This is a genomic window from Acinetobacter sp. Ac_5812 (assembly GCF_013072695.1).
In the GTDB taxonomy this organism is placed as follows: domain Bacteria; phylum Pseudomonadota; class Gammaproteobacteria; order Pseudomonadales; family Moraxellaceae; genus Acinetobacter.
Genome location: NZ_LXUK01000017.1, coordinates 1 through 21,459 on the forward strand (window position 1 = coordinate 1; position 21,459 = coordinate 21,459).

General features: G+C 42.1%; 21 protein-coding genes and 1 pseudogene. 5 read left to right on the forward strand and 17 right to left on the reverse strand.

The window, feature by feature from the left end; translation table 11 throughout:
- Nucleotides 1-819: 819 nt before the first annotated feature.
- Nucleotides 820-1,127: pseudogene (locus tag A7P55_RS12315) on the forward strand (ankyrin repeat domain-containing protein); the annotation flags it as partial.
- A 217-nt stretch (nucleotides 1,128-1,344) separates the two neighbouring features.
- Here the strand turns inward: A7P55_RS12315 and A7P55_RS12320 are convergent.
- From A7P55_RS12320 to ribF, 5 genes are all read right to left on the reverse strand, one after another.
- Nucleotides 1,345-1,887, reverse strand: a complete 543-nt coding sequence (locus A7P55_RS12320; RefSeq protein ID WP_171552310.1) for an NAD(P)H-dependent oxidoreductase — start codon at nucleotides 1,885-1,887, stop codon at nucleotides 1,345-1,347.
- Nucleotides 1,888-1,994: 107 nt separating this feature from the next.
- A complete protein-coding gene (locus A7P55_RS12325) occupies nucleotides 1,995-2,477 on the reverse strand; it encodes a peptidylprolyl isomerase (RefSeq protein ID WP_005320012.1) in 483 nt (160 codons plus the stop codon).
- A gap of 1 nt (nucleotide 2,478) precedes the next feature.
- Complete coding sequence (gene lspA, locus A7P55_RS12330) at nucleotides 2,479-3,021, reverse strand: signal peptidase II (RefSeq protein ID WP_005186355.1); 543 nt, start codon at nucleotides 3,019-3,021, stop codon at nucleotides 2,479-2,481.
- Nucleotides 3,014-5,851: an isoleucine--tRNA ligase gene (gene ileS / locus A7P55_RS12335; protein ID WP_171552311.1), complete on the reverse strand. Its 2,838-nt coding sequence runs from the start codon at nucleotides 5,849-5,851 to the stop codon at nucleotides 3,014-3,016. The genes lspA and ileS overlap by 8 nt, the downstream gene beginning before the upstream one ends.
- An 88-nt stretch (nucleotides 5,852-5,939) precedes the next feature.
- Nucleotides 5,940-6,941, reverse strand: coding sequence for a riboflavin biosynthesis protein RibF (gene ribF / locus A7P55_RS12340; protein WP_171552312.1), 1,002 nt, complete (start codon nucleotides 6,939-6,941; stop codon nucleotides 5,940-5,942).
- A 206-nt stretch (nucleotides 6,942-7,147) separates the two neighbouring features.
- Here ribF and A7P55_RS12345 point away from each other — a divergent pair, with 206 nt between their 5' ends.
- The 3 genes from A7P55_RS12345 (at nucleotide 7,148) to A7P55_RS12355 (ending at nucleotide 9,441) form a co-directional block, all read left to right on the forward strand.
- Entirely contained in the window at nucleotides 7,148-8,281 is a 1,134-nt protein-coding gene (locus A7P55_RS12345) for a TDT family transporter (protein ID WP_171552313.1), read from the forward strand.
- A 62-nt stretch (nucleotides 8,282-8,343) separates the two neighbouring features.
- Nucleotides 8,344-8,910 (forward strand): 5'-nucleosidase, encoded by a 567-nt coding sequence (locus A7P55_RS12350; protein WP_171552314.1) that lies wholly within the window; start codon nucleotides 8,344-8,346, stop codon nucleotides 8,908-8,910.
- Between the two features lie 243 nt (nucleotides 8,911-9,153).
- The gene (locus A7P55_RS12355; RefSeq protein ID WP_171552434.1) at nucleotides 9,154-9,441 is read left to right on the forward strand and encodes a hypothetical protein; all 288 of its coding nucleotides are present in this window, start codon (nucleotides 9,154-9,156) and stop codon (nucleotides 9,439-9,441) included.
- A gap of 254 nt (nucleotides 9,442-9,695) precedes the next feature.
- Here A7P55_RS12355 and A7P55_RS12360 read toward each other — a convergent pair whose 3' ends face one another.
- The 11 genes from A7P55_RS12360 to ubiG all read right to left on the reverse strand — a co-directional run bounded on the left by A7P55_RS12360 (nucleotide 9,696) and on the right by ubiG (nucleotide 19,901).
- A complete protein-coding gene (locus tag A7P55_RS12360; RefSeq protein WP_171552315.1) occupies nucleotides 9,696-10,307 on the reverse strand; it encodes a TetR/AcrR family transcriptional regulator in 612 nt (203 codons plus the stop codon).
- A 243-nt stretch (nucleotides 10,308-10,550) separates the two neighbouring features.
- The gene (locus A7P55_RS12365; RefSeq protein WP_171552316.1) at nucleotides 10,551-11,351 is read right to left on the reverse strand and encodes an ATP-binding cassette domain-containing protein; all 801 of its coding nucleotides are present in this window, start codon (nucleotides 11,349-11,351) and stop codon (nucleotides 10,551-10,553) included.
- Between the two features lie 13 nt (nucleotides 11,352-11,364).
- Nucleotides 11,365-12,168: an aliphatic sulfonate ABC transporter permease SsuC gene (gene ssuC, locus A7P55_RS12370; protein ID WP_171552317.1), complete on the reverse strand. Its 804-nt coding sequence runs from the start codon at nucleotides 12,166-12,168 to the stop codon at nucleotides 11,365-11,367.
- Nucleotides 12,165-13,340 carry an FMNH2-dependent alkanesulfonate monooxygenase gene (gene ssuD, locus A7P55_RS12375; RefSeq protein ID WP_171552318.1) on the reverse strand — a complete coding sequence of 392 codons (1,176 nt, stop codon included), beginning with the start codon at nucleotides 13,338-13,340 and terminating at the stop codon, nucleotides 12,165-12,167. The genes ssuC and ssuD overlap by 4 nt, the downstream gene beginning before the upstream one ends.
- A gap of 32 nt (nucleotides 13,341-13,372) precedes the next feature.
- Nucleotides 13,373-14,359, reverse strand: a complete 987-nt coding sequence (locus tag A7P55_RS12380; protein ID WP_171552319.1) for an aliphatic sulfonate ABC transporter substrate-binding protein — start codon at nucleotides 14,357-14,359, stop codon at nucleotides 13,373-13,375.
- A 12-nt stretch (nucleotides 14,360-14,371) separates the two neighbouring features.
- Nucleotides 14,372-15,364: a sulfonate ABC transporter substrate-binding protein gene (locus A7P55_RS12385; RefSeq protein WP_171552320.1), complete on the reverse strand. Its 993-nt coding sequence runs from the start codon at nucleotides 15,362-15,364 to the stop codon at nucleotides 14,372-14,374.
- 315 nt (nucleotides 15,365-15,679) lie between these two features.
- The gene (argA, locus tag A7P55_RS12390; protein ID WP_171552321.1) at nucleotides 15,680-17,035 is read right to left on the reverse strand and encodes an amino-acid N-acetyltransferase; all 1,356 of its coding nucleotides are present in this window, start codon (nucleotides 17,033-17,035) and stop codon (nucleotides 15,680-15,682) included.
- A gap of 112 nt (nucleotides 17,036-17,147) precedes the next feature.
- Complete coding sequence (locus A7P55_RS12395) at nucleotides 17,148-17,531, reverse strand: RcnB family protein (RefSeq protein ID WP_171552322.1); 384 nt, start codon at nucleotides 17,529-17,531, stop codon at nucleotides 17,148-17,150.
- Between the two features lie 181 nt (nucleotides 17,532-17,712).
- Nucleotides 17,713-18,459, reverse strand: a complete 747-nt coding sequence (locus A7P55_RS12400) for a YciK family oxidoreductase (protein WP_004656765.1) — start codon at nucleotides 18,457-18,459, stop codon at nucleotides 17,713-17,715.
- Nucleotides 18,460-18,489: 30 nt separating this feature from the next.
- Nucleotides 18,490-19,188 carry an HAD-IA family hydrolase gene (locus A7P55_RS12405; protein WP_171552323.1) on the reverse strand — a complete coding sequence of 233 codons (699 nt, stop codon included), beginning with the start codon at nucleotides 19,186-19,188 and terminating at the stop codon, nucleotides 18,490-18,492.
- Nucleotides 19,185-19,901: a bifunctional 2-polyprenyl-6-hydroxyphenol methylase/3-demethylubiquinol 3-O-methyltransferase UbiG gene (gene ubiG, locus A7P55_RS12410; protein ID WP_171552324.1), complete on the reverse strand. Its 717-nt coding sequence runs from the start codon at nucleotides 19,899-19,901 to the stop codon at nucleotides 19,185-19,187. The genes A7P55_RS12405 and ubiG overlap by 4 nt, the downstream gene beginning before the upstream one ends.
- Nucleotides 19,902-20,079: 178 nt before the next feature.
- Between ubiG and A7P55_RS12415 the strand changes: the two genes are divergently transcribed.
- The gene (locus tag A7P55_RS12415) at nucleotides 20,080-20,700 is read left to right on the forward strand and encodes a thiol:disulfide interchange protein DsbA/DsbL (protein WP_004801760.1); all 621 of its coding nucleotides are present in this window, start codon (nucleotides 20,080-20,082) and stop codon (nucleotides 20,698-20,700) included.
- Between the two features lie 52 nt (nucleotides 20,701-20,752).
- On the opposite strand, the gene A7P55_RS12420 is transcribed toward A7P55_RS12415, so the two are convergent.
- Nucleotides 20,753-21,388, reverse strand: a complete 636-nt coding sequence (locus tag A7P55_RS12420; protein WP_004801761.1) for a TetR/AcrR family transcriptional regulator — start codon at nucleotides 21,386-21,388, stop codon at nucleotides 20,753-20,755.
- Between the last annotated feature and the right edge of the window lie 71 nt (nucleotides 21,389-21,459).

Below are 21,459 nucleotides of genomic sequence, written 5' to 3' on the forward strand. Positions count from 1 at the left end.
CTTTTAAATCTAAACACCCCCAACCTAACGGTTGGGGGTGTTTTTTATGCGCGGAGGAAAAGTAAGAATAAAAAACATAATGTGTTAGAAATGTTGGCCTGATTGGTTAACTTTTATGAGTGTTGAAAGGTTATTCTATTTATAAAGATAAGTATTGAAAAACAATGAGGTGGATTGAATGCTTAAGGAATTCAAAAAATGGAATGCATAGACTCATCCTTTATTTACTCTATTATTTGGTCAATGATATTAATCTTAGTAATAGCTAAACTTAGAAGTGATAATTATATTAGATCATTTCTAATGGAGCTTTATAGCCCACCTATATTGCTAGCAGTTATCATTGCTGGCATATTTACATATTTCTTATATGAGCCCTTATCTGAGCCAGAAAGACAAACTATAAGTACGCTTTTTAATAGACTAGCTAACATAATCCAGAACTTCACTTGTACTTTTCAAACCACATTCGACGTTCTAAGTGTAACTTTGCCATTGATTACCATATATGTGTTTCTTGACAAAAATCATCCTCAAATCATTCGATCAATCAAAAATAGAATTAAAGACCTATTTAAATAAAACTAATTCAGTTTAATACTAGTAGAAAGGTAGTATAACAACCAGTTCAAAAAGGTTGTGAGTCAGGATTAACTAAATAAACTGTTTTCGATAAAGTTGAGGTGGCTCAAAATCGTTATCTCAGTTGAATTAAACTTCTGTCTGATTTCATGAAACTATGCATAGATGCGCAATTTTACTGCTACTTTAAGTATCATATTTTTAATCAAATTTAGATTTTAAGGGGCCTTCCTTAGGAAGCTTAATTCTTTCTATCCACTTCCTGAAGATGGTGAAGAACTACATCTTCCTAAACTTATATTGGACATTTCTAGGAGATGTAGAACAAGTTGAACAGTTATTGGCTGAGGGGATAGACTCTAACTAAACCGATGACGAAGGCTATAGTATGCTACAGGCTGCTGCTGAGAACGATCATTTGGCCGTAGTGAAGTTGTTGGTGAGTAAAAGGTGCAAATGTGGCATATAAAAGCGAATATACGGTGTTACAGCTTGCTGACATGGCGGAACACGCCGAAGTGGTTGCATATCTACAAAGCCTTTAAATCACTTATAAGAATAAAGATAAAAAGAAGCCCCATCATCCTGACGGGGCTTCTTCATATTCAGTTTATGTCGTTGATATCCTATTAACGACCACGTCCTGTGTGTGTTCTTATTCTCAATGAGACTTCCTGTATCTCTATGCTTTATATATTAGCGATCAAGTCGGAAGTGAAACAGACGTAAATCGACCTAATTAACGTACGCCTAGACGTACAATTAGGCGATATTATATTTCTGTAGTTTGCTAATCAGCGCTGTTAATCCCTTCACTTCAAACTCATTGGCTTCAAAGCTCTCGTCTTTATTGCGTTTAAAGATGTCGCGAATTTCAATCACCGCATTGGGATCAATAATTCCTAAGCTTGAAGTTACTTGGCGAATTTGACTGATTGAACGGGAGCCATTGGTTGAACCATAGCCGATAAAGGCTGCAGGTTTGCCTTGCCATTCTTTACCCACATAATCCAAGGCATTCTTCAGTGCTGGACTATAGCCATGGTTGTATTCAGGGCTAATGAAGATAAAGGCCTGTGCCTGCGCAATTTTATCTGCCCATTGCTGTTGTTTCGGCTGATCATAGATGCCTGTCGCAGGTGGATGAGAACCTGCAAAGAGCGGTAAGTCCCATTCTTTAAGATCAACAACTTCGGTTTGAATATCTTTTAAGGTGAGTTTAGTCGTTGCTTGTTGTACCCAATTAGCGACCTTGATCGCTGTACGCCCTTCGCGAACACTACCAACAATAATATAAATCAGCATGTTTAAATTCCTTTGTGTTATTGCTTTGATTTTAAAAATGAATGCCTTTAAATGATCTTATACTTTTCTTTAGCATAAAAAAAAGCTCTCATTTGAGAGCTTTTTTGTTACATCAATTTGATGCCTTGCTGGCCTGCTGGGGTGACTTTGAAGATTTCCACTTCAAAAGTAATATTTTTGCCTGCCAGTGGATGATTAAAATCGATTTCAGTGGTGTCATCATTGACCGATTTTACAACGCCAAACAGTGTAGCTTTAGCCTTGTCTTCAAACTCAATCATATGACCCACGATTGGGCGTTGTTCAAATTTAACCGTATCGAAGATTTGGATATTTTCTGCATTCCAAGGTCCAAAAGCATCTTCAGGTGGTAAATGTACAGTACGACGGTCACCTGCACGTAAACCAAATAAAGCCTTTTCAAACCCTGGTAACAGGTTACCATCACCAATCACGAGGCTGACAGGCTCTTCACGACCACGGGTATTGTCGATTTCAACACCATTTTCAACCGAGACAGAAAAATGTAAGTCGACTTTTGAGCCATCTTGAATACGGATTTCTTCGTTTGGTTGGATAATTTCGTTCATCTTATGCATCCGCGTTTTGGTTGCGTTTCTTCTCAAGGAAGAAGGTATCAATCAGCAGTAAAATCGTGCCTAGGGTAATTGAGCTATCCGCAAGGTTGAAGGCTGGGAAATGGCTGTTTTGATAATAAACATGAATAAAATCGACCACATAGCCCAAGCTGACACGATCAATTAAATTGCCAATTGCACCACCGAGAATCAACGCAATTGCCATCGGTAATACAATCATTTTTTTCGGCATACGCATCAGCCAGAAAACAAAAATCACCGAAACAAAACCTGCTAATGAGGTAAAGAAGTAGCGTTGCCAGCCACCTGCATCAGATAAAAAGCTGAATGCTGCGCCATAATTATGCAGCAGTGTCCAATTTAAAAAAGGCAGGACGGGAACAGGGTCCGCATAGTTTAAATGCGAACTTGCAATCCATTTGGTCCATTGATCCAACACAATGGCAAGGACTGAAAGTCCAAGCCATAGTACGTTGTGCGGGTAAAATTGGAATAAGCCTTTTTTTGTTGGGCTAGTTTGCACAGAATTATGCATATTTTCTCACTTCGCCACTGCCAGTGACGTTGATAATACAACGAGCGCATAAACCAGGATGGCCAACATGTGCATTTACATCTGGCAGTACATGCCAGCAACGTACACATTTTTCACCATCTGCTGCGGAGACGTGGACACGTAATCCTGCAAGATCCGTGCTTTCACCTTGTTCAGCATAAGGGTGAACGATGACTTGAGACGTGATCAAGACAAAACGTAATTCATCAGCCAATTGGTTTAACAATGTCTGTAATGCTTCATCTGCCCAAAGTTCAACTTTTGCAGATAAGTTACTGCCGATGAGTTTAGCGTTACGTGCTGCTTCAATCTGTTTATTTACTGCTGATTTTACGCTAATCAATGTTTGCCAATCTGCTTCAGACAGTAAGTTTGCTGTTGATGCGGTTGGAATGTCATACCATTCAGCGGTAAATACATATTTTCCAGTCTGTTCTGGAATCAATGGCCAAGCTTCCTGTGCTGTAAAGCTGAGGATTGGTGACATCCAACGAACAAAAGCTTGTACGATATGATACAACGCAGTTTGTGCAGAATGACGAGCTTGTGAGTCTGCTTTGGTGGTGTACTGACGATCTTTGATGATGTCGAGATAGAAGCCACCTAAGTCATTGATACAGAAGCTGGTCAATGCATTGGTCACAATATGGAAGTTCATTTCTTCATAGGCTTGCTGAATGGTTTTTTGAACTTCAGCAGCGCGTTGCAAGATGTATTGATCCAATGCAATCAACTGGTCGACTGGTAAAGCATCTGTTGATGGTTTGAAGCCATTCAAGTTTGCCAACAAGAAACGTAAGGTATTACGAATACGACGATAACCATCTGATGCGCGGCTAAAGATTTCTTTACCAGCTGTCATTTCGTAACGATAGTCAGCAGATGCGATCCAGAAACGTAAGCCATCAGCCCCCATATCTTTGATAATGTCTTGTGGGGTAATGATGTTGCCTAATGACTTAGACATCTTACGGCCTTTCTCATCCACTACGAAACCGTGGGTGAGTAGGCCTTTATATGGCGCACGTTCATTGATTGCAATTGAAGTCAGCAATGAAGATTGGAACCAGCCACGATGCTGATCTGAACCTTCAAGATAGAGGTCTGCTGGATCTTGTAAATCATCACGTTCACGAAGCACAGCGTAGTGTGTTGTGCCTGAGTCAAACCAAACGTCCAGAGTATCGCGCACTGCATTATATTGTTCCGCATCAGCACCAATGAACTCACTCGCTTCACGGTTATACCAACCATCAATGCCTTCTTGCTCGATCAGTTTTGCCACTTCTTCGATTAATTCAGGTGTACGTGGGTGCAATGCATTGGTATCTTTGTGTACAAAGAATGGGATTGGCACACCCCAAGTCCGTTGACGTGAGATACACCAGTCTGGACGACCTTCAATCATGGACTGAATACGGCTTTGTCCCCAATCAGGCACAAATTCGATGTCGTTTTCAATCGCATTCAAGGCATTTTGGCGTAGACCATTGGTATCCATGCTGATAAACCATTGTGGCGTCGCACGGAAGATAATTGGGGTTTTATGGCGCCAGCAATGTGGATAGCTGTGTTTGATTGGCTGATGTGCCCATAGACGACCAACTGCACCCAATGCCTCAATGATTTGAGGATTGGCTTTATAGATGTGTTCCCCTGCAAAAATTGGTGATGTTGGTAAATAAACACCATTACCACCGACAGGGTTTTCAACTTTTAATTGATACAGCAAACCGACTTTATAATCGTCCACACCATGGCCAGGTGCAGTGTGAACGGCACCTGTACCGCTGGTTGCAATCACGTGCTCGCCTAAAATTACAGGCACTTGACGATCTGCCAACAGTGGATGTTGCAAAAGAAGGTTCTCAATTGCAGCGCCTTTGAAATCAGCGAGTACCACTGGATTTTCCAGTTTGTAGCGTTCGATTGCTGATTCAACCAAGTCTTTGGCAAGAATAAAGTTTTGCGTACCACGGTCAGTCGTGACTTGAACCAATTGATAGTCGATATCAGCGTGCAGCGCGACTGCTTGGTTGGCAGGCAAGGTCCATGGTGTAGTGGTCCAGATCACGATATCCGTGGCATCTTGAACATCAACATTTAAGCGTGTGCTGAGATCTTTAAGATCAACAACCGTGAAACCAACATCAATCGCATCTGATTTTTTGTCTTCGTATTCAACTTCAGCTTCAGCCAATGATGAACCACAGTCCATACACCAGTTCACTGGTTTTAGACCCGGTTCGATATGGCCTGCTTTAGCAATGGCACCCAAGGCACGCACGATATCCGCTTCTTGCTTGAAGTTCATGGTCAGGTACGGATTGTCCCAGTCACCGAACACGCCCATACGTACAAAATCTTTCTTTTGTAGTTCGACTTGGGTGTAGGCATATTCACGACAAGCTTTACGGAAAGTTGAGGCATCAACTTTAACGCCCACTTTACCGACTTTTTCTTCGACTTTCAGTTCGATTGGCAGGCCGTGACAGTCCCAACCTGGTACATACGGTGCATCGAAGCCATCTAAAACGCGGCTTTTAATAATAATGTCTTTTAAGACTTTATTGACGGCATGGCCTAAATGGATTTGACCATTGGCATATGGAGGGCCGTCATGCAGTACATATTTTTCCTTGCCAATACGCGCTTCACGAATCTGCTGATAAATGTTGTCGGCATACCACTCTTCTAACCATTTGGCTTCACGCACAGCCAAGTTTGCCTTCATGGCAAATTCAGTCGCTGGCAAATTGAGTGTGGCTTTATAATCCACTGCATTTTCAGGAGTTTGCTTATCGCTCATGCAAGTTTTCTTCCAGTTTGATCAGTTTGTAAACTGACATGTATTACTTTAGGATTTGTGAAGTATTAACAAATCCTACTAATTAAATTTAAAAAGGAAATTCAGCTGTGTTAGTACGATAGTCTCGTAACTGTTGCACATCATCATCAATTCCGGCTTTGAGGGCTTCAAGCGAAGGGTAATTCAGTTCACCATGCAAATAGTGAAGAAAGGTTACCCGCATCAATAAGCCATACAGATTAGCAGAAACATCAGGGAAATGTACCTCTAATCGCCATTCTGGCTGGTCTTGTTTGATGGCTGGGCGCGTCCCCACATGACCTGCACCAAACAAACTGTCAGCTTGATAGCCTGCAATCCCGTTCAGGGCAGGATCTGGATGTTTTACTTTTGCATTCAATGATGCATTTTCACACACCACATCCACTGCATAAATGCCGTTTAAACAGGGTTTATGGCGGTTTAAACGCACATTAATGGTCGGAAAATCAAGGGTGCGACCAATCTGATCGCCATATTGCACTCGGCCTGTAATGCTATACGGACGACCCAATAGTTTGGCCGCTAATGCCAAGTCACCTTCTTGAAGGACCTGACGAATACGGGTTGAACTGACACGTTCATTATTTAAAGCCACGGTATTTAAATTGGTCACGTCAAAGCCGTAGTCACGCAAGAATTCACTGTTACCTTGGCGGTCTTTACCAAAATGAAAATCATCACCGAGTACCAAGCTTTGCGCATTGAGTTTTAATTTGAGTAGGTCGGCAAATTCTGTGGCATTTAGACTTCTAAAATATTGGTCAAATTTCGCAACTGCAATGTAGTCCAAACCGAGCTCAGTTAAATATTCGACTTTTTCTCTGAGCGAGCTGATGCGTGGCGGTGCATCATAACCTTTAAAGAATTCAAGTGGTTGTGGCTCAAAAATCATCACCAATGTTTTTAAACCTTGCGCTTCAGCCAACGTTTTGAGTTGAGCAATCATCGCTTGATGGCCGAGATGGACACCATCAAAATTGCCAATCGTTACCGCAGTTGGGGGTAACTGAAAATCTGGCGATAATGCGTTGAGACGAAGCAACTTCATGGGCGTTAAATACAGTGATTTTGCAAAGGCTATATATTGCCATATTCTCAGCGTTTCGTCTTGTTGTTGTGTTTTTACACAGGAAATTTTCAATATTTAGAAGCTTTATATCAATTAAACTGATTCATTAAATAAAAATAAATCAATTTTTCTTATTTATGGATTAACCTAAAATAGCTGCATAGTCGCTTGATATTGAGAAAGAGATGAAAAAGCCGTTTTATCAGCTAGAACAGAGCACCGATGTGATTCGCCATTTTACCCCGAACTGGTTTACTGCAACCATGGGAACAGGTGTGGTGGCGATGATTTTAGCACAGCTGCCTTTCGCTTCATCAATCTTATTTATGCTTGCGACCAAATTATGGCAGTTTAATATTCTGTTATTTAGCACTTTTAGTGTGCTTTATATCTTACGCTGGATTTTATTTCCGACAGAAGCAAAACAGATTTTTAGCCATCCCAATATGAGCTTATTCCTCGGTGCTATTCCGATGGGCTTAGCGACGATTGCCAATGGTTTTCTCAGTTTCGGTATTCATTTATATGGCGATATAGCCGTTCAAATTGCCACTTATCTCTGGTATCTGGATGTGTTTCTGGCTGTCGTGATTGCATGGGTAGTGCCATTTTGTATGTTTAGCTGCCAAGATCATCAGCTACAAAGGATGACTGCGGTGTGGTTACTCCCGATTGTGGCCTGTGAAGTCGCTGCCAGCTCTGCGGGGCTGCTATTGCAACATTTAGTAGCAGATCAGCATGCGTTAACCATCTTGATCACAGGCTATGTATTGTGGGGCATTTCTGTATTACCTGCTTTTGCGATCTTAACGATTTTGATGCTACGTCTGGCTTTGCATCAATTACCTGAGAAAGAAGTCGCGATTTCTAGCTGGTTATGTTTAGGGCCGATTGGAACAGGGGCATTAGCGTTATTATTACTGGGTGAACAAGCGCCACGTATCATGCAGGCGATGGATTTCGAAGGTTTAGCGACCTTACTTCCAGCCTTGGGTATTGTGGCAAGTTTGGTGTTATTAGGTTTTGGCCTATGGTGGTTTGGGATTGCGATTTTGACCACACTGCGCCATATGCGTACTGGCATTCCATTTAACTTGGGTTGGTGGGGACTGACTTTCCCATTCGGTGTATTTATCTTGGCGATCTTTAACTTGGCACATCAGTTACATATCGAGTTCTTACAGTATGTGGTGGTGGTTTTAAGTCTGTTGTTGGTTGGCCTATGGGCATTGGTGATGAAGAAAACGTTGGCAGGGGCCTATAGCGGTCAATTATTTTTCTCTCCCTGTTTGGTCGCCTTACAGCAGAAGATGCAATAATATTGAGGTGTGCCGAAGCACACCTTTTTTGTGTCTCTATTTTGATTTGAACGAGTCTTTTTATGAATGCTGATATTGCTCTGATTATGGCTTTGCCGAATGAATCTAAAGGTCTATTTGAGCAAGCTGGTATTGACGTTCATTACAGTGGCATCGGCAAAATTAATGCAGCATTCAAGGCATTTGAAGTGATTCAAAAGACGGGATGCAAAACGCTGATCAATTTAGGCAGTGCAGGCAGTTCGCACTTTGATGCGCATAGTTTGGTTGAGGTGATTACTTTTGTACAACGCGATATGGATGTGTCTCCTTTAGGTTTTGCAGTTGGGGTCACTCCGATGGATGATGAAATTCCAGCAGAGATCCATATCCAGCCCCATTTTGAGCTTTTGCCCAAAGGGATCTGTGGCACAGGTGATTCTTTTGAAACAGGCATCCCAAAAGTTAGTTGTAACCTCGTCGATATGGAGGCCTATGCCTTAGCCAAAGTGTGTCAAAAGCTCGGGGTACGTTTAATTTCAGTGAAATATATTACTGATGGTGCCAATGATACTGCGCATCTAGATTGGGAAGAGAATCTGTTGCTTGGCGCACAAAAATTATTGGCGTTGTATCAAGCGCATTTTTAAATGAGAAGATCTAATGTTGTGGTTTTATGGTTAAGCTATTGAAATTAAATAATTGTTTTATTTTAAATTGGCATATACAGTCATTATATTAAATTGATTCGATATCGACTAAGTTATAGCTACACTTTTTCTTGAGAATTAATATTTTAGAATTTCTTATTTTCAATAATTAGTCATTTTTTAATGGTAGAGTATTAGGTTTCTCTGTACACAGAAATTGAAATAGTATTATTGAGTGTGGCGATGATTGTTTGCAAACTGTTAGAGAAAAAATGGCTTTATAGAAAATTTTTGCTCACCATAGATGGCAATTCTTACCATGTGGAATATCATGGGCGAGGGGCTGGGTATGAATATGTTGCGCTTGATGGAAATGCAGTAGCTGGTGGGACAAGTCAGCCTTGGTTTATTCCATCTTTCTCTTTCGACATTGAACAGCATAAAATTGTGTTAAATGTTCGTATTTGGCCATGGCTTACGATTAGGAGCTTAAAGATTGCCGTGAATGGAGTAGAAGTTTTTACTATTTAAGGTTAGATGATTAAGTTAGAAAAATCTAAAATCAACATAATACGTATGATAAAAATATATTTAATATCAATGTCTTATACACTGAAGCGGGTTTTCGTGACTCTTTATGCTCTATATAGGTTTATTGATCATTGTTCCATCATTTATCCCAGTAAATTTGATAACATTCTCATGTACTGAATAAAAAAAGCGACTCACGCAGTCGCTTTTTAAGTGTGCGCCAATCGCTAAAATTTAGCCTTTTAGACGAAAATTTAACGAGGCAATACGCCGTACAACATCAAATGGACAGTATGTTCAATGGTACGCTGGTACATACTACGATTGCGTAGGGTTTTACCTGTGACCATTTCCATTTGCGTCGAAAAATCAGCGTAATTTTGCGTGATCGCCCAAATGTTGAGAATCAATAGTTCTGGATCGACCTCTGCCGACAATTTGCCTTGTTCTTGCCAAGTTTGAATCACCTTGGTTTTACGCTTAAATAGCTTTTTCAAAGGCCCTTTTAAGATCGGTAAAATATGCGGGGCACCTTGAATAATCTCAAGAGCAAATAAACGTGACGCTTTCGGTTGATCACGTGAGCTTTCAATTTTTTGAATCAAATAGTGAGTGAGGGCTTCAGTGGGCTCAAGCTCAGACTCTAAGGTTTGTAAGGGTGCAAGCCACTTTTGCAACACAGTGGTGAGCACTTCGACATAAAGCGATTCTTTATTTTCATAGTAATAGAAAATATTCGATTTGTGCATATTTGCGAGCTGTGCAATCTCATCGAGGCTGGCACCACTAAACCCATAGACGGAAAAAACATCTAGGGCAGCATTCAGCAGTTGATTGCGCTTTTGTGTACTTTTCTTCTGTTCCATCTGCGAGCTTGATTCAAAAAATGTCATTGACATTGTAAGATAAATTGTCGGATTTGTGCACAATTGCGCAATTTTTTTATCGAAAAAAATATACTTTTTAGGCCAATGCTAACGATGTATTTGATAATTATTGAAATCTAAAAAAATGTATACATATTTTGTAAATAATTTTTTTCTGATCAGGGAAAAAGAGCGCTAATTTTTTATTATTTTGGTCACATTTTAGTGCAAATGAATGCGGCTTTAGGTGGCTAAAACCGCATCGAGGACTTGTTGCTCGAGTTGAGCGAATGCAATACTTTTTTTACGTGGACGTGGTAGATTGACCTGAAAACTATGGGCGATATGCCCTTGATCCAAAAGAATAATTCGATCAGCCAATTGCACAGCTTCACTAACATCATGCGTAACCAGAATCGCGGTAAAACCTTGTTCTTTCCAAAGGCGTTCAATCAGGTTCTGCATTTCCAAACGGGTCAGTGCATCTAATGCGCCGAGTGGTTCATCTAACAGCAAAATACGGGGTGTATGGGAAAGCGCCCGCGCTAGCGCAGCGCGTTGCCGTTGTCCACCTGAGAGCTGAGCTGGCCATTGTGTGGCTTTGTCTTTTAGCCCAACTTTCTCTAACAATGCTTCTGCAAGCCGATGCTGATTTTTAGGCAAACCCAATTGTACATTTTGTATAATGCTTTTCCATGGTAACAGGCGTGGATCTTGGAACATGACACGAATATCGTGGTTGGTAATGCCTTCACGGAAATTGCGAGCAGATTGGAACTTGATTTCGCCATAACTGGCTTTTTCGAGTTGGGCAATCAAACGGAGCAGGGTGCTTTTACCACAGCCACTACGGCCAACGATCGCGACAAACTCACCCGCTTGGATATTCAGATCAAGGTCTTCAAGAACTTTGATCTCACCATAAAATTTATACAGTTGCTCAATCAGAATATGAGCACCATTGTCTGGCGAGCTTACAGTTTCTGGTTCAGTAACGGGCTGAATCAGGTTGTTATCGTAGAAGTTTAAATTTAAGTTACTCATCTTTATACCCTTATTATTTTTGATAACCTGCATGCCAGCGCAGTAGATAACGTTCCAATACTTGAGCCAATACATCTGCTAATTTTCCGAGTAGGGCATACAGTAAAATCCCGACCAAGACGAGATCAGTTTGTAAAAATTCTCGTGCATTCATGGTCATATAGCCAATTCCTGCTTGCGCAGAAATGGTTTCAGCCACGATTAACAGTACCCAAACCAGACCTAAAGAGAAACGTAGCCCAACTAAAATCGAGGGCATTGCACCGGGTAAAATAATGTCTTTATAGAGTTGCCAACGATTAAGTCCGTAACTTTTTCCCATCTCGATCAATTGTGGGTCAACCGAGCGGATACCATGATAAGTGTTGATGTACATTGGGAAAAACACACCAACTGCTACTAAAAATAGCTTGGCAGTTTCATCAATCCCAAACCATAAAATCACCAGTGGAATCAGGGCCAGTGCAGGGATATTACGGATCATTTGTAAGGTGGTATCCAGTAAAGTCGATGCAATACGAGATGAACCATTTAATAGACCTAAAATCAGACCTAAACCACCACCAACCAGTAAACCAAGTAGGGCACGACCAGCACTGACTTTTACATGTTGCCAAAGTTCACCACTGATCAGTAAGTGCCAGAAGGCACTTACGACAGCAGTTGGGGCAGGCAATACTCTGCTTTGCAATACGCCTGAACTTGAAGCTGCCTGCCAAATTAAAATTAATAAAATCGGGAAAAGCCAAGGCAGCAGACCTTTGCCTATTTTTTGTGTTCCACGTGAAACATCATTCAAAAAAGGTTTTGCACTCATGCGTCCTCCTTGATCAAGGTTTTTGCTTCCTTGGTCTCAGGGACATAGTTATTGGCAATGATTTCTCCGAAAGGCCCAGTTAAATGCGGTTGTGCCAGTTTTTCACGGGTTTTGAGTGGCAGTAAAGGGAACACCAGTTCGGCAAAACGGATTGATTCTTCCAAATGTGGGTAACCTGAGAAAATAAAGGTATCAATCCCCAAATCCGCATATTCTTGAATTCGTGCAGCAACGGTTTCTGGGTCACCCACTAGAGCGGTTCCTGCGCCACCACGGACTAAGCCGATGCCCGCCCATAGGTTCGGTGATACTTCAAGTTGATCTTTACGACCACCATGTAATGCAGCCATACGTTGCTGACCGACTGAGTCCATTTGTGCAAATTTTTTCTGTGCTGCGGCAATCGTTGCATCATCTAAGTATTGAATCAGTTCATCCGCAGCGGCCCAAGCCTGCTCATTGGTCTCACGCACAATCACATGTAAGCGAATGCCATAATTCAGGCTACGACCTTTGGCTGCGGATTTGGTGCGTAAATATTCAATCTTTTCTTTCACTGCAGCAGGAGGTTCACCCCAAGTGAGATAGGTATCAACTTGCTCAGCAGCAAGCTCGGTTGCAGCTTCTGATGAGCCGCCGAACCAAAGCGGTGGATAAGGTTTTTGTACGGGTGGATACAGCAGTTTGGCATCATCCACACTGAGACGTTCGCCGTGAAAGCTAAACGCTTCGCCGGTATGTGAGCGAGTGAGAATTTCACGCCAAATTTTGACATATTCAGATGCCGTTTGATAACGGGTACTATGATCTTCATAGAGTCCATCACCTTTTAATTCTTGTTCATCGCCACCTGTGACAAGGTTGAGCAGAATACGACCGTTGGAGAGACGATCAAAAGTTGCTGCCATGCGTGCAGCCAATGCTGGTGTGGTCAGCCCAGGGCGAAGTGCGACTAGAAACTTAAGTTGAGTGGTTGCATCAATTAAACTGGCTGCCGTAATCCAAGGATCTTCACAAGAGCGTCCTGTTGGAATGAGTACGCCTGCATAACCCAGATTATCCACGGCAACTGCAATCTGTTTCATATAAGCATGATCGACCTGACGAGCACCCTTGCTGGTGCCTAAATAACGACTGTCACCATGAGTGGGGATAAACCAGAAAATATTCATGTCGATGTTCCTTATGAAAATGAAATCAATGTTTATTGGGCAGACCAGACACTGTGCTGAATATCAATTTGCACAGGAATGAGCTGCTCTTGTTTAAATAAATCGGCGATTTGTTGCTGACTCTGTATGACCTCAGCTGTGAGGATGTGCACAGGCGATGGTTTTGGTCGTTTGTCTAAAACACGTTGCGCCACAGGAAGACTCAGCCCTGTACTTTGTGCATAAATCTGTAGTGCCTGATCTTGGTGCTGCACAATCCACTGATCCGCAATGTTGATGCTCTTAATCAGCTTTGGCGCAGAATCAGGATGCTTTTGAATAAAATCAGGATTACCAATATAAAAAGAATAAGTGGTTGGAAATGCAGAGCCATCAACCAAGGTTTTGGTATGGCCTTGCAGTTCTGCTGTACCTAGGTAGGGTTCCCAAATTGCCCATGCATCTACGGCCTGTTTGTCAAAGGCTGCGCGTGCATCGGCAGGAGGTAACCAGATCGGTTGAATGTCTTGCCAAGATAGCCCTGCTTTTTGCAGGGTTTTGGCGAGTAGTTCGTGCGCACTGGAGCCTTTTTGAACTGCGACACGTTTGCCTTTTAAGTCTTGAAGGCTGCTGATTTTATCGTTGGCATGGACCAGTACAGCTTGTCCTGTTGGTGCAACCACTTCATAAGCCACATAGCTCAATGGTTTAGCTGCGGCTTGAGCAAAGATCGGTGGGGTATTGCCGACATAACCAAAATCGACAGCTCCAACGGCAAGTGCTTCTAACATTTGCGGGCCAGCGGGAAATTCACGCCATTCAATTTTTGCATTCGGGAAGGCTTGCTCAAACAACTGTTGTTGTCTGGCCACCAATAAATTGAGTGATGATTTCTGGAAGCCAATGGATAGGGTTTTGACCGCCGTATTTTCAGTTGCTGAAGTTGTCTTTTCCGTACTCTGCTCTGGCTTCTGGCAACCACTCAGTGAAAATGTAGAGATCAGCAACCCCAAAACAGAAACTTTAGATAGCAACTTCATGGTGATCCTCAATTATTTAACATCGTTCTTTAATACGGCATCTTGGATCACAAGCTGCTTCGGAATCAGTTTCTGCGCAAAGAAGGCATCAGCGACATATTGCTGCTCTTTTGCGACTTTGTCAGAGATCGGTTGAACCCCGAAGCCCATGCGTGAAATGGAACTTTTTAAAACATCAAACTCGAGCCCTGTTGGTTTTTCAAGTAATTTGGCTGCATCGTCTGGATGTGCTTTGACCCAATCCGTGGTTTGATTGAGCGTGGTAACCAAGGTCGTTAAAACCTGAGGGTGACTTTCAGCAAATTGGCGGTCGGCCAAATAGAATTGATGATTGCTGACTAAGTGTTCACCCGTAGCGATCACACGGGCATGTATTTGGTGTTCAGCTGCGGCGAAGAAAGGATCCCAAATCACCCAAGCATCGACTGCACCTTTCTCAAATGCTGCGCGTGCATCTGACGGTGGTAGGTAAACAGGTTGAATATCGTTTAAGCTGAGATTGTTTGCTTCTAATAGTTTGAGTAACAGGTAATGAACATTTGAGCCTTTATTCAGCGCAACTCGTTTACCTTTCAGATCTTGGATCGATTGAATTGGTGAATCTTTTTGTACAATTAACGCTTCTGCTGTTGGTGCAGGCGGTTGGTTGGCGACATACACCAAGTTAGGATTGGCTGCTTGAGCAAAGATTGGCGGTGCTTCACCTGCCTCACCAAAGACCACACTGCCGACATTTAAACCTTCTAACAGCTGTGGACCTGCGGGGAATTCAACCCACTTAACATTGATACCTTGAGCAGCAAGATTTTTTTCTAATTCACCTTTTGCTTTGAGAATCGGCAGGATGCCATACTTTTGAAAGCCGATATTTAATGTTGTGGTTTCTTGTTTTGTGGTCTCTTGCTGCTCTGGTTTTTTTGCACAACCTGCAACACCCATCAGGCTGGCAAGACTTGCTGCGATGATGCTATATGTTGCCCATGAACGATGGATTGAAATGGTCATGTTGGTTGTGCTCCCCGACAAATCAAAAGATTTAAATAAGATGAGCAACTAAACTAAAACTTTTTTTATTGCATAAAAAATAAGTAATCGGGCTTTGCTTATGCTGAAAAGTGCAAAATAGAAAATTGCATAATCTTATCTGTGAATTGAATAAGTGTTGAATATTTTAATTTGAACAAGATATTGTTTTTATTGAATTATTTTTTATTTTATCTGTTGGTGAATTTATTCTTCATATTCACTTAAGCAGAGATAATGATGAAGCGGAGATATCTTTATCAAAAATAAAAATATCTCCTGCAATGTGAGCTGTGATTAGCGTAATGCTTTTTTAAACACGAGAGAATTACGTTGATAGTTATACAATGCTTGGCGCGCATTGGGTAAATCATCCACGCTGGCAGGGCTAAAACCTTGCTCTAAGAACCAGTGTGCGGTTCGAGTGGTCAGCACAAACAGGCGCTGAATCCCTTGCTGTTTGGCTCTGCTTTCCAAGAATTGCAAAATTTGGCTGCCACGATTGGATTTTCGATAGCTTGAATCCACTGCGACGCAGGCAATTTCAGCAGAACGAATTTCATCTGCTCCTGCGGGAATCGGATACAGTGCTGCACAAGCTAAAATCATACCGTCGCGTTCAATCACTGCAAAATGTTCAATTTCACTTTCAAGGCGTTCGCGAGAGCGATACACCAGAATCCCTTCCTGTTCCAGCGGACGCAGCAGATTAATCAAGCCACCGACATCGTGAATATTGGCAATACGAACTTCTTCATAGTGCGCATCGGTGATCAAGGTACCAATACCATCGCGAGTGAATAGTTCCTCAATCAGTGCGCCGTCATAGGCATAAGAAATCAAATGTACGCGATGTACGCCAGATAAAGAGGCTTGCTGCGCTTGTTTGAGGTGTAATGCAAATTCTGGGTATTGTTGTTGGTTTTGTTGAATATAGGGTTCAAGCTGGTGTGGACTTAATTCACGTAATAACTGTTGCTGCGCATTCATCAAGCCTTGTTTTTCACCCAAGAAGATCAGTTTATCTGCTTTTAAGGCTGTCGCTGTTTTGGTGGCGACGTCTTCAGCCAGTAAATTAAATACTTCACCTGTGGTTGAATAACCGGTTGGTCCAAGTAAAACAATATTGTGATTGTCTAAATGACGTTGGATGGCATCGGTATCAATGGAACGGACTTCACCTGTTAGTTGGAAGTCGATGCCATCGCGAATCCCATAGGGTTTGGCGGTGACGAAATTGCCAGAGACCACATCAATGCGAGCGCCATACATCGGTGAATTGGCCAAGCCCATGGAGAGGAGAGCTTCAATTTCTAGACGAATGGAACCCACCGCATTCATGACACCGCGTAAGGATTCGCGTGTGGTAATGCGACGGCTTTGATGGAAGGGTGTTTCGATATTGCGTTCAAGCAAATTTTGATTAATTTGCGGACGTGCGCCATAGACCAAGATGAGACGGATGCCCAAAGAATGTAGCAGCGCAATATCGTGGATGATGTGTTGGAAATTTTCGTGTTGGACTGCTTCACCAGAGAACATCAAAACGAAAGTTTTATCACGGTGTGCATTGATATAAGGTGCGGAGTGGCGAAACCAATGCACATAATCTTTTGTTGTACTATGTGAATTTTCAGTCATTTGCTTCGCCATGTTGATCTCAGATATGCAGCACTAGATCTGATTTTAACGAAAAAAATCAAAAGATAAATCTATTCCTAAATCTAGCATTCAACTTTATTGAGTCGAGTGAGCAAAAGTGGGCTTAGAAACTCATAATTCGAATGATACTGTTATCATCTGAGTTGACTAAAATATAGTCATTATTGATCTTGTACCACTGTTCGTTACGACCCGGGCGCGGCAGATTACTGTCTTTATAATCGACTTTATAGCCGTTACCACGATAGTGCTGCGGCATCACATAGCCTTCCTGCCAACGATGCTGTTTTAAACGCTCGACACCACGCTCTTCACGCATGCGACGTTCACGTTGACGATTTTCACCATCTGGACGATCAAAGCCACGACCATTTTGCCAGCCGCCACCACGCGAATCATCATCGCGATCATGTGGACCTGCAAAAGTCCCCAGACTACTGAACAGGGTTGTCGAACCTAAAACCAAGATAATGAAAAATTTTTTCATGATGCACCTTATGGACTTCGGATGTCTCTCATGTGAACTACTGTACGTTAAAAATGCAGAGAAACTGTGAAGATCGATTCATTATTCCTTTAAAACAATGAAGATTTTTCACACATTTCTCTGAAAAAAGCAGTTTTAACGCCAGTGTCCAATGTTATTTAGAATTATTGTCAGGATGAAATTAAGCTTGAGCGTCAATACTTTGGCCATTCATATCTAAACTGTCATCGCCCATGAGGTACAGATAGGCGGGCATAATGCTGTCAGGTGTTGGCAAGACTTTTGGATCTTCCTCTGGGTAGGCTTTAGCACGCATCGCGGTACGGGTCCCGCCTGGATTGATGCAGTTAAACCGAATGTTTGGGTAGGTATTTTCTGCTGCAAAGATTTTGCTCATGGCCTCAGTAGCAACTTTAGACACTGAATAGGCACCCCAAAGTGCACGTGCTTCACGGCCGACACTCGAACTGGTAAACACCACTGAGGCATGTTCAGATTTTTCTAGTAAAGGCAACAAGGCTTGAGTGAGGGCAAACGGTGCACGTAAATTTACTGCGAGTACATCATCCCAAACATCGACAGGATAATGAGCCAGTTCAACCCGATCACCCAACATTCCTGCATTATGCAAGATACCATCCAAACGACCAAACTGTTGCTCTAGCGTACTCACCAACAGCTCGTAATCATGGGTTGATGCTGTTGACAGTTGTAGCGGCAAAATTGCTGGTTGTGGTGCGCCTAAGCCTTCAATTTCATCATAAATGACTTCAAGTTTATTCAAGGTGCGACCATGTAATACAACGGTTGCACCATGCAGGGCATAACTCATCGCAGCAGCGCGACCAATCCCATCACCAGCACCTGTGATCAGGATAATACGATCTTTCAATAAATCTGGACGAGGTTGATATTCTGAGTATTTCATTGTTATGCCTCCTATTCTTATCTTAAAAATTTAATTCATCATACCCTGATTTTCTGACAATACAGTGATTTTCTGTTTGATCAGCTGATGCAGTTCAGGAATGGTTTGAATAATGGCATCGGCTTGCCAAGCAGCAAGATCATCGCGTGATTCGACAGGCAGATAACCGTAAGCAGCCAAAATGGTATACATATCGGCATGACGACCTGCGTCAATATCGCGTGGATGATCACCGACATAGATAATCTCTTTCGCATCAAGCTCGAGTTGCTTTGCAGCCAAATACATCGGTTCTGGATCAGGTTTAGTTTTGCTGACATCTTCCGGGCAAACCAAGACTGAGCAACGTTCAGTCAGATCCAATTTTGCCAATAGCGACTCACTTAGACCACGAGGTTTGTTGGTGACAATGCCCCATGGAATTTGATGTGCTTCCAGTTCTTCAAGTAATGGGTACATGCCGACAAACAGGTCGGTATCGACCACAATATTGTCACCATATACATCTAAAAAACGTTGGCGATGTGCCAAAAACACGGGGTCTGTGACCTCTAATTCAGGATAAACCAGCTTCACCATGGCACGCGCACCTTCCGATACTTGAGTACGAATGGTATCTGCATCCACTACAGGGCGTTGTTCATCGCGGCACATTTGTTGAATGATACGAATGAAATCTGCGGCAGTGTCAATTAATGTGCCATCTAGATCAAATAAAACCGCTTTCATTCGGCACCTGCATTGGTGGTATGCACCATGTAATTGACGTCAACATTGGGTGCTAACCAATAGTGTTTGGTGATTGGGTTGTAGTGCAAGCCTGTCATTTCTTTCAGCGTTAAGCCAGCATTGCGAATATCATGTGCCATTTCTGAAGGGCGAATGAATTTATGATAATCATGCGTACCTTTAGGCAATAAACGTAGTACGTATTCCGCGCCAATAATTGCAAATAAATACGATTTAGGATTACGGTTAATGGTCGAGAAGAACACATGACCGCCTGGTTTAACTAAGCTTTGGCAAGCTTTCACGATTGACGCTGGATCAGGCACGTGCTCCATCATTTCCATACAGGTCACTACATCGTATTGACCTGCTTGTTCTAGTGCCAATTGTTCAACGGGGATTTGACGATATTCAATGTTTTGTACATTGTCTTGTTGTGCGTGCAAGCGACCCACAGCAAGGGGTGCTTCGCCCATATCGATGCCAAGGACATCGGCTCCACGACGTGCCATGCTTTCAGCCAAGATGCCACCACCACAGCCGACATCAAGTACTTTTTTACCCGCCAAGCCACCAACACGTTCATCCACCCAGTTTAAACGTAAGGGATTGATTTGATGCAGCGGGCGGAATTCTGAATGTTGATCCCACCATTTGGCAGCCAATGCTTCAAATTTTGCGATTTCTTGCGGGTCAACATTCAATTGCGACATGGTGTCACCTCTATATTAGGATGATTATTTCGGTTTAATCTGTTGGTAGTGTAGCGATTCTGGTAAAAAAAGCGATAAATCCAATAAAAAACTTCACAGAAGCAAAACGAATTGCTCGTGTTTGTTTTATATTTAGCATATAAACTTACGAAAAATGCTTAGAGGAAAAGCAAAGCCAATGAAAAAGTTAGTATTAGGTGGTTTAAGTGCAGTTGCGTTGGCATTCTCAATGAATGCGATGGCAGCAGATTTTGTGGCCGGTAAAGACTATACCGTGATTGCCAACCCAGGCAAAACTTCAGCACCTGCTGGACAACTCGAAGTACGTGAGTTCTTCTGGTATGGCTGCCCGCACTGCTTCAAGCTTGAACCACATATGCAAACATGGTTAAAGCAAATTCCAAAAGACGTCTATTTCTTACGGACCCCTGCGGCGATGAATAAAGTCTGGGAACAAGGTGCACGTGGTTACTACGTTTCAGAAGCACTGGGTGTGCGTAAGAAGACCCATATTCCATTGTTCCATGCCATTCATGATGGCGGTCAGCAAATTTTTGACCAAGCCTCTCAAGCAAAATTCTTTGCGCGTTATGGTGTACCTGAGCAGAAATTTAACAGCATGTTTAATTCATTCCCAATTACGGCGAAAATTGCTGAGTCGAATAAATTGGCGCAGCAGTACCAGTTAACGGGTGTTCCTGCCGTGGTCGTGAATGGTAAATATGTGGTTCAGGGTGAAGACGGAAAAGTGACCCAAGTGGTTGATTATTTATTAGAAAAAGAACGTAAAGCAAAATAATTTACGTCGATCTGCAATAAAAAAGGACTGTATCGACAGTCCTTTTTTTCATTTAGTTTTGGTCTATCTGTAGATCTTTTAAATCGATCTGAACTTTCTGTGTCGGTAGCGACAAAGCTTGATTGACATACAGATTAATCAACTTCTCACGAGAACCAATCGAGCGCTGGTAATAGCTAGAGTTTAATAACAATGCTGCACCGTAGGTTAGAGACCAGATATAAGACAGGTAATCACGAATCGACATATCGTAATTCTGTGATTTTAAATATTTTTCTGTCATATCTTTTAATGAAACAATGCGTTGCTGACGAATCGCGTACAGTTCATCAAACAAGTGCTTTAACTTCGACTCCGTCATGGTCAAGTGTTCTTCCAACTGATGCAGCAGAATGGTACGACTCGGCGAGGTTAAATGATAAAGCATATAACGTGGTGCATATTCTTTGACATCGGTGTTGTATTTGTCTGAAATTTTTAAAATTTCTTTTTCATTTTGAATAATCAGTTCCAGTAACAGTTCATTCTTGCTCCGGAAATGTTTATATAACGTACCTTTGGCAATATCCAGTTCCGCAACCAGTTCATCTAAGGTCATTTCTTGGTTGTTTTCTAATAATAGCTTTTCCGCAACCTGCAAAATTTTTTCTTTACGAATTAAGAACTGAGTATGACGATCAGGATTCATGATGCTTATAAGCTCCTCATAGTGTTCTAGACTGCGTTTGCATTAGTGTCTAATGCATCATAACGCTAAGC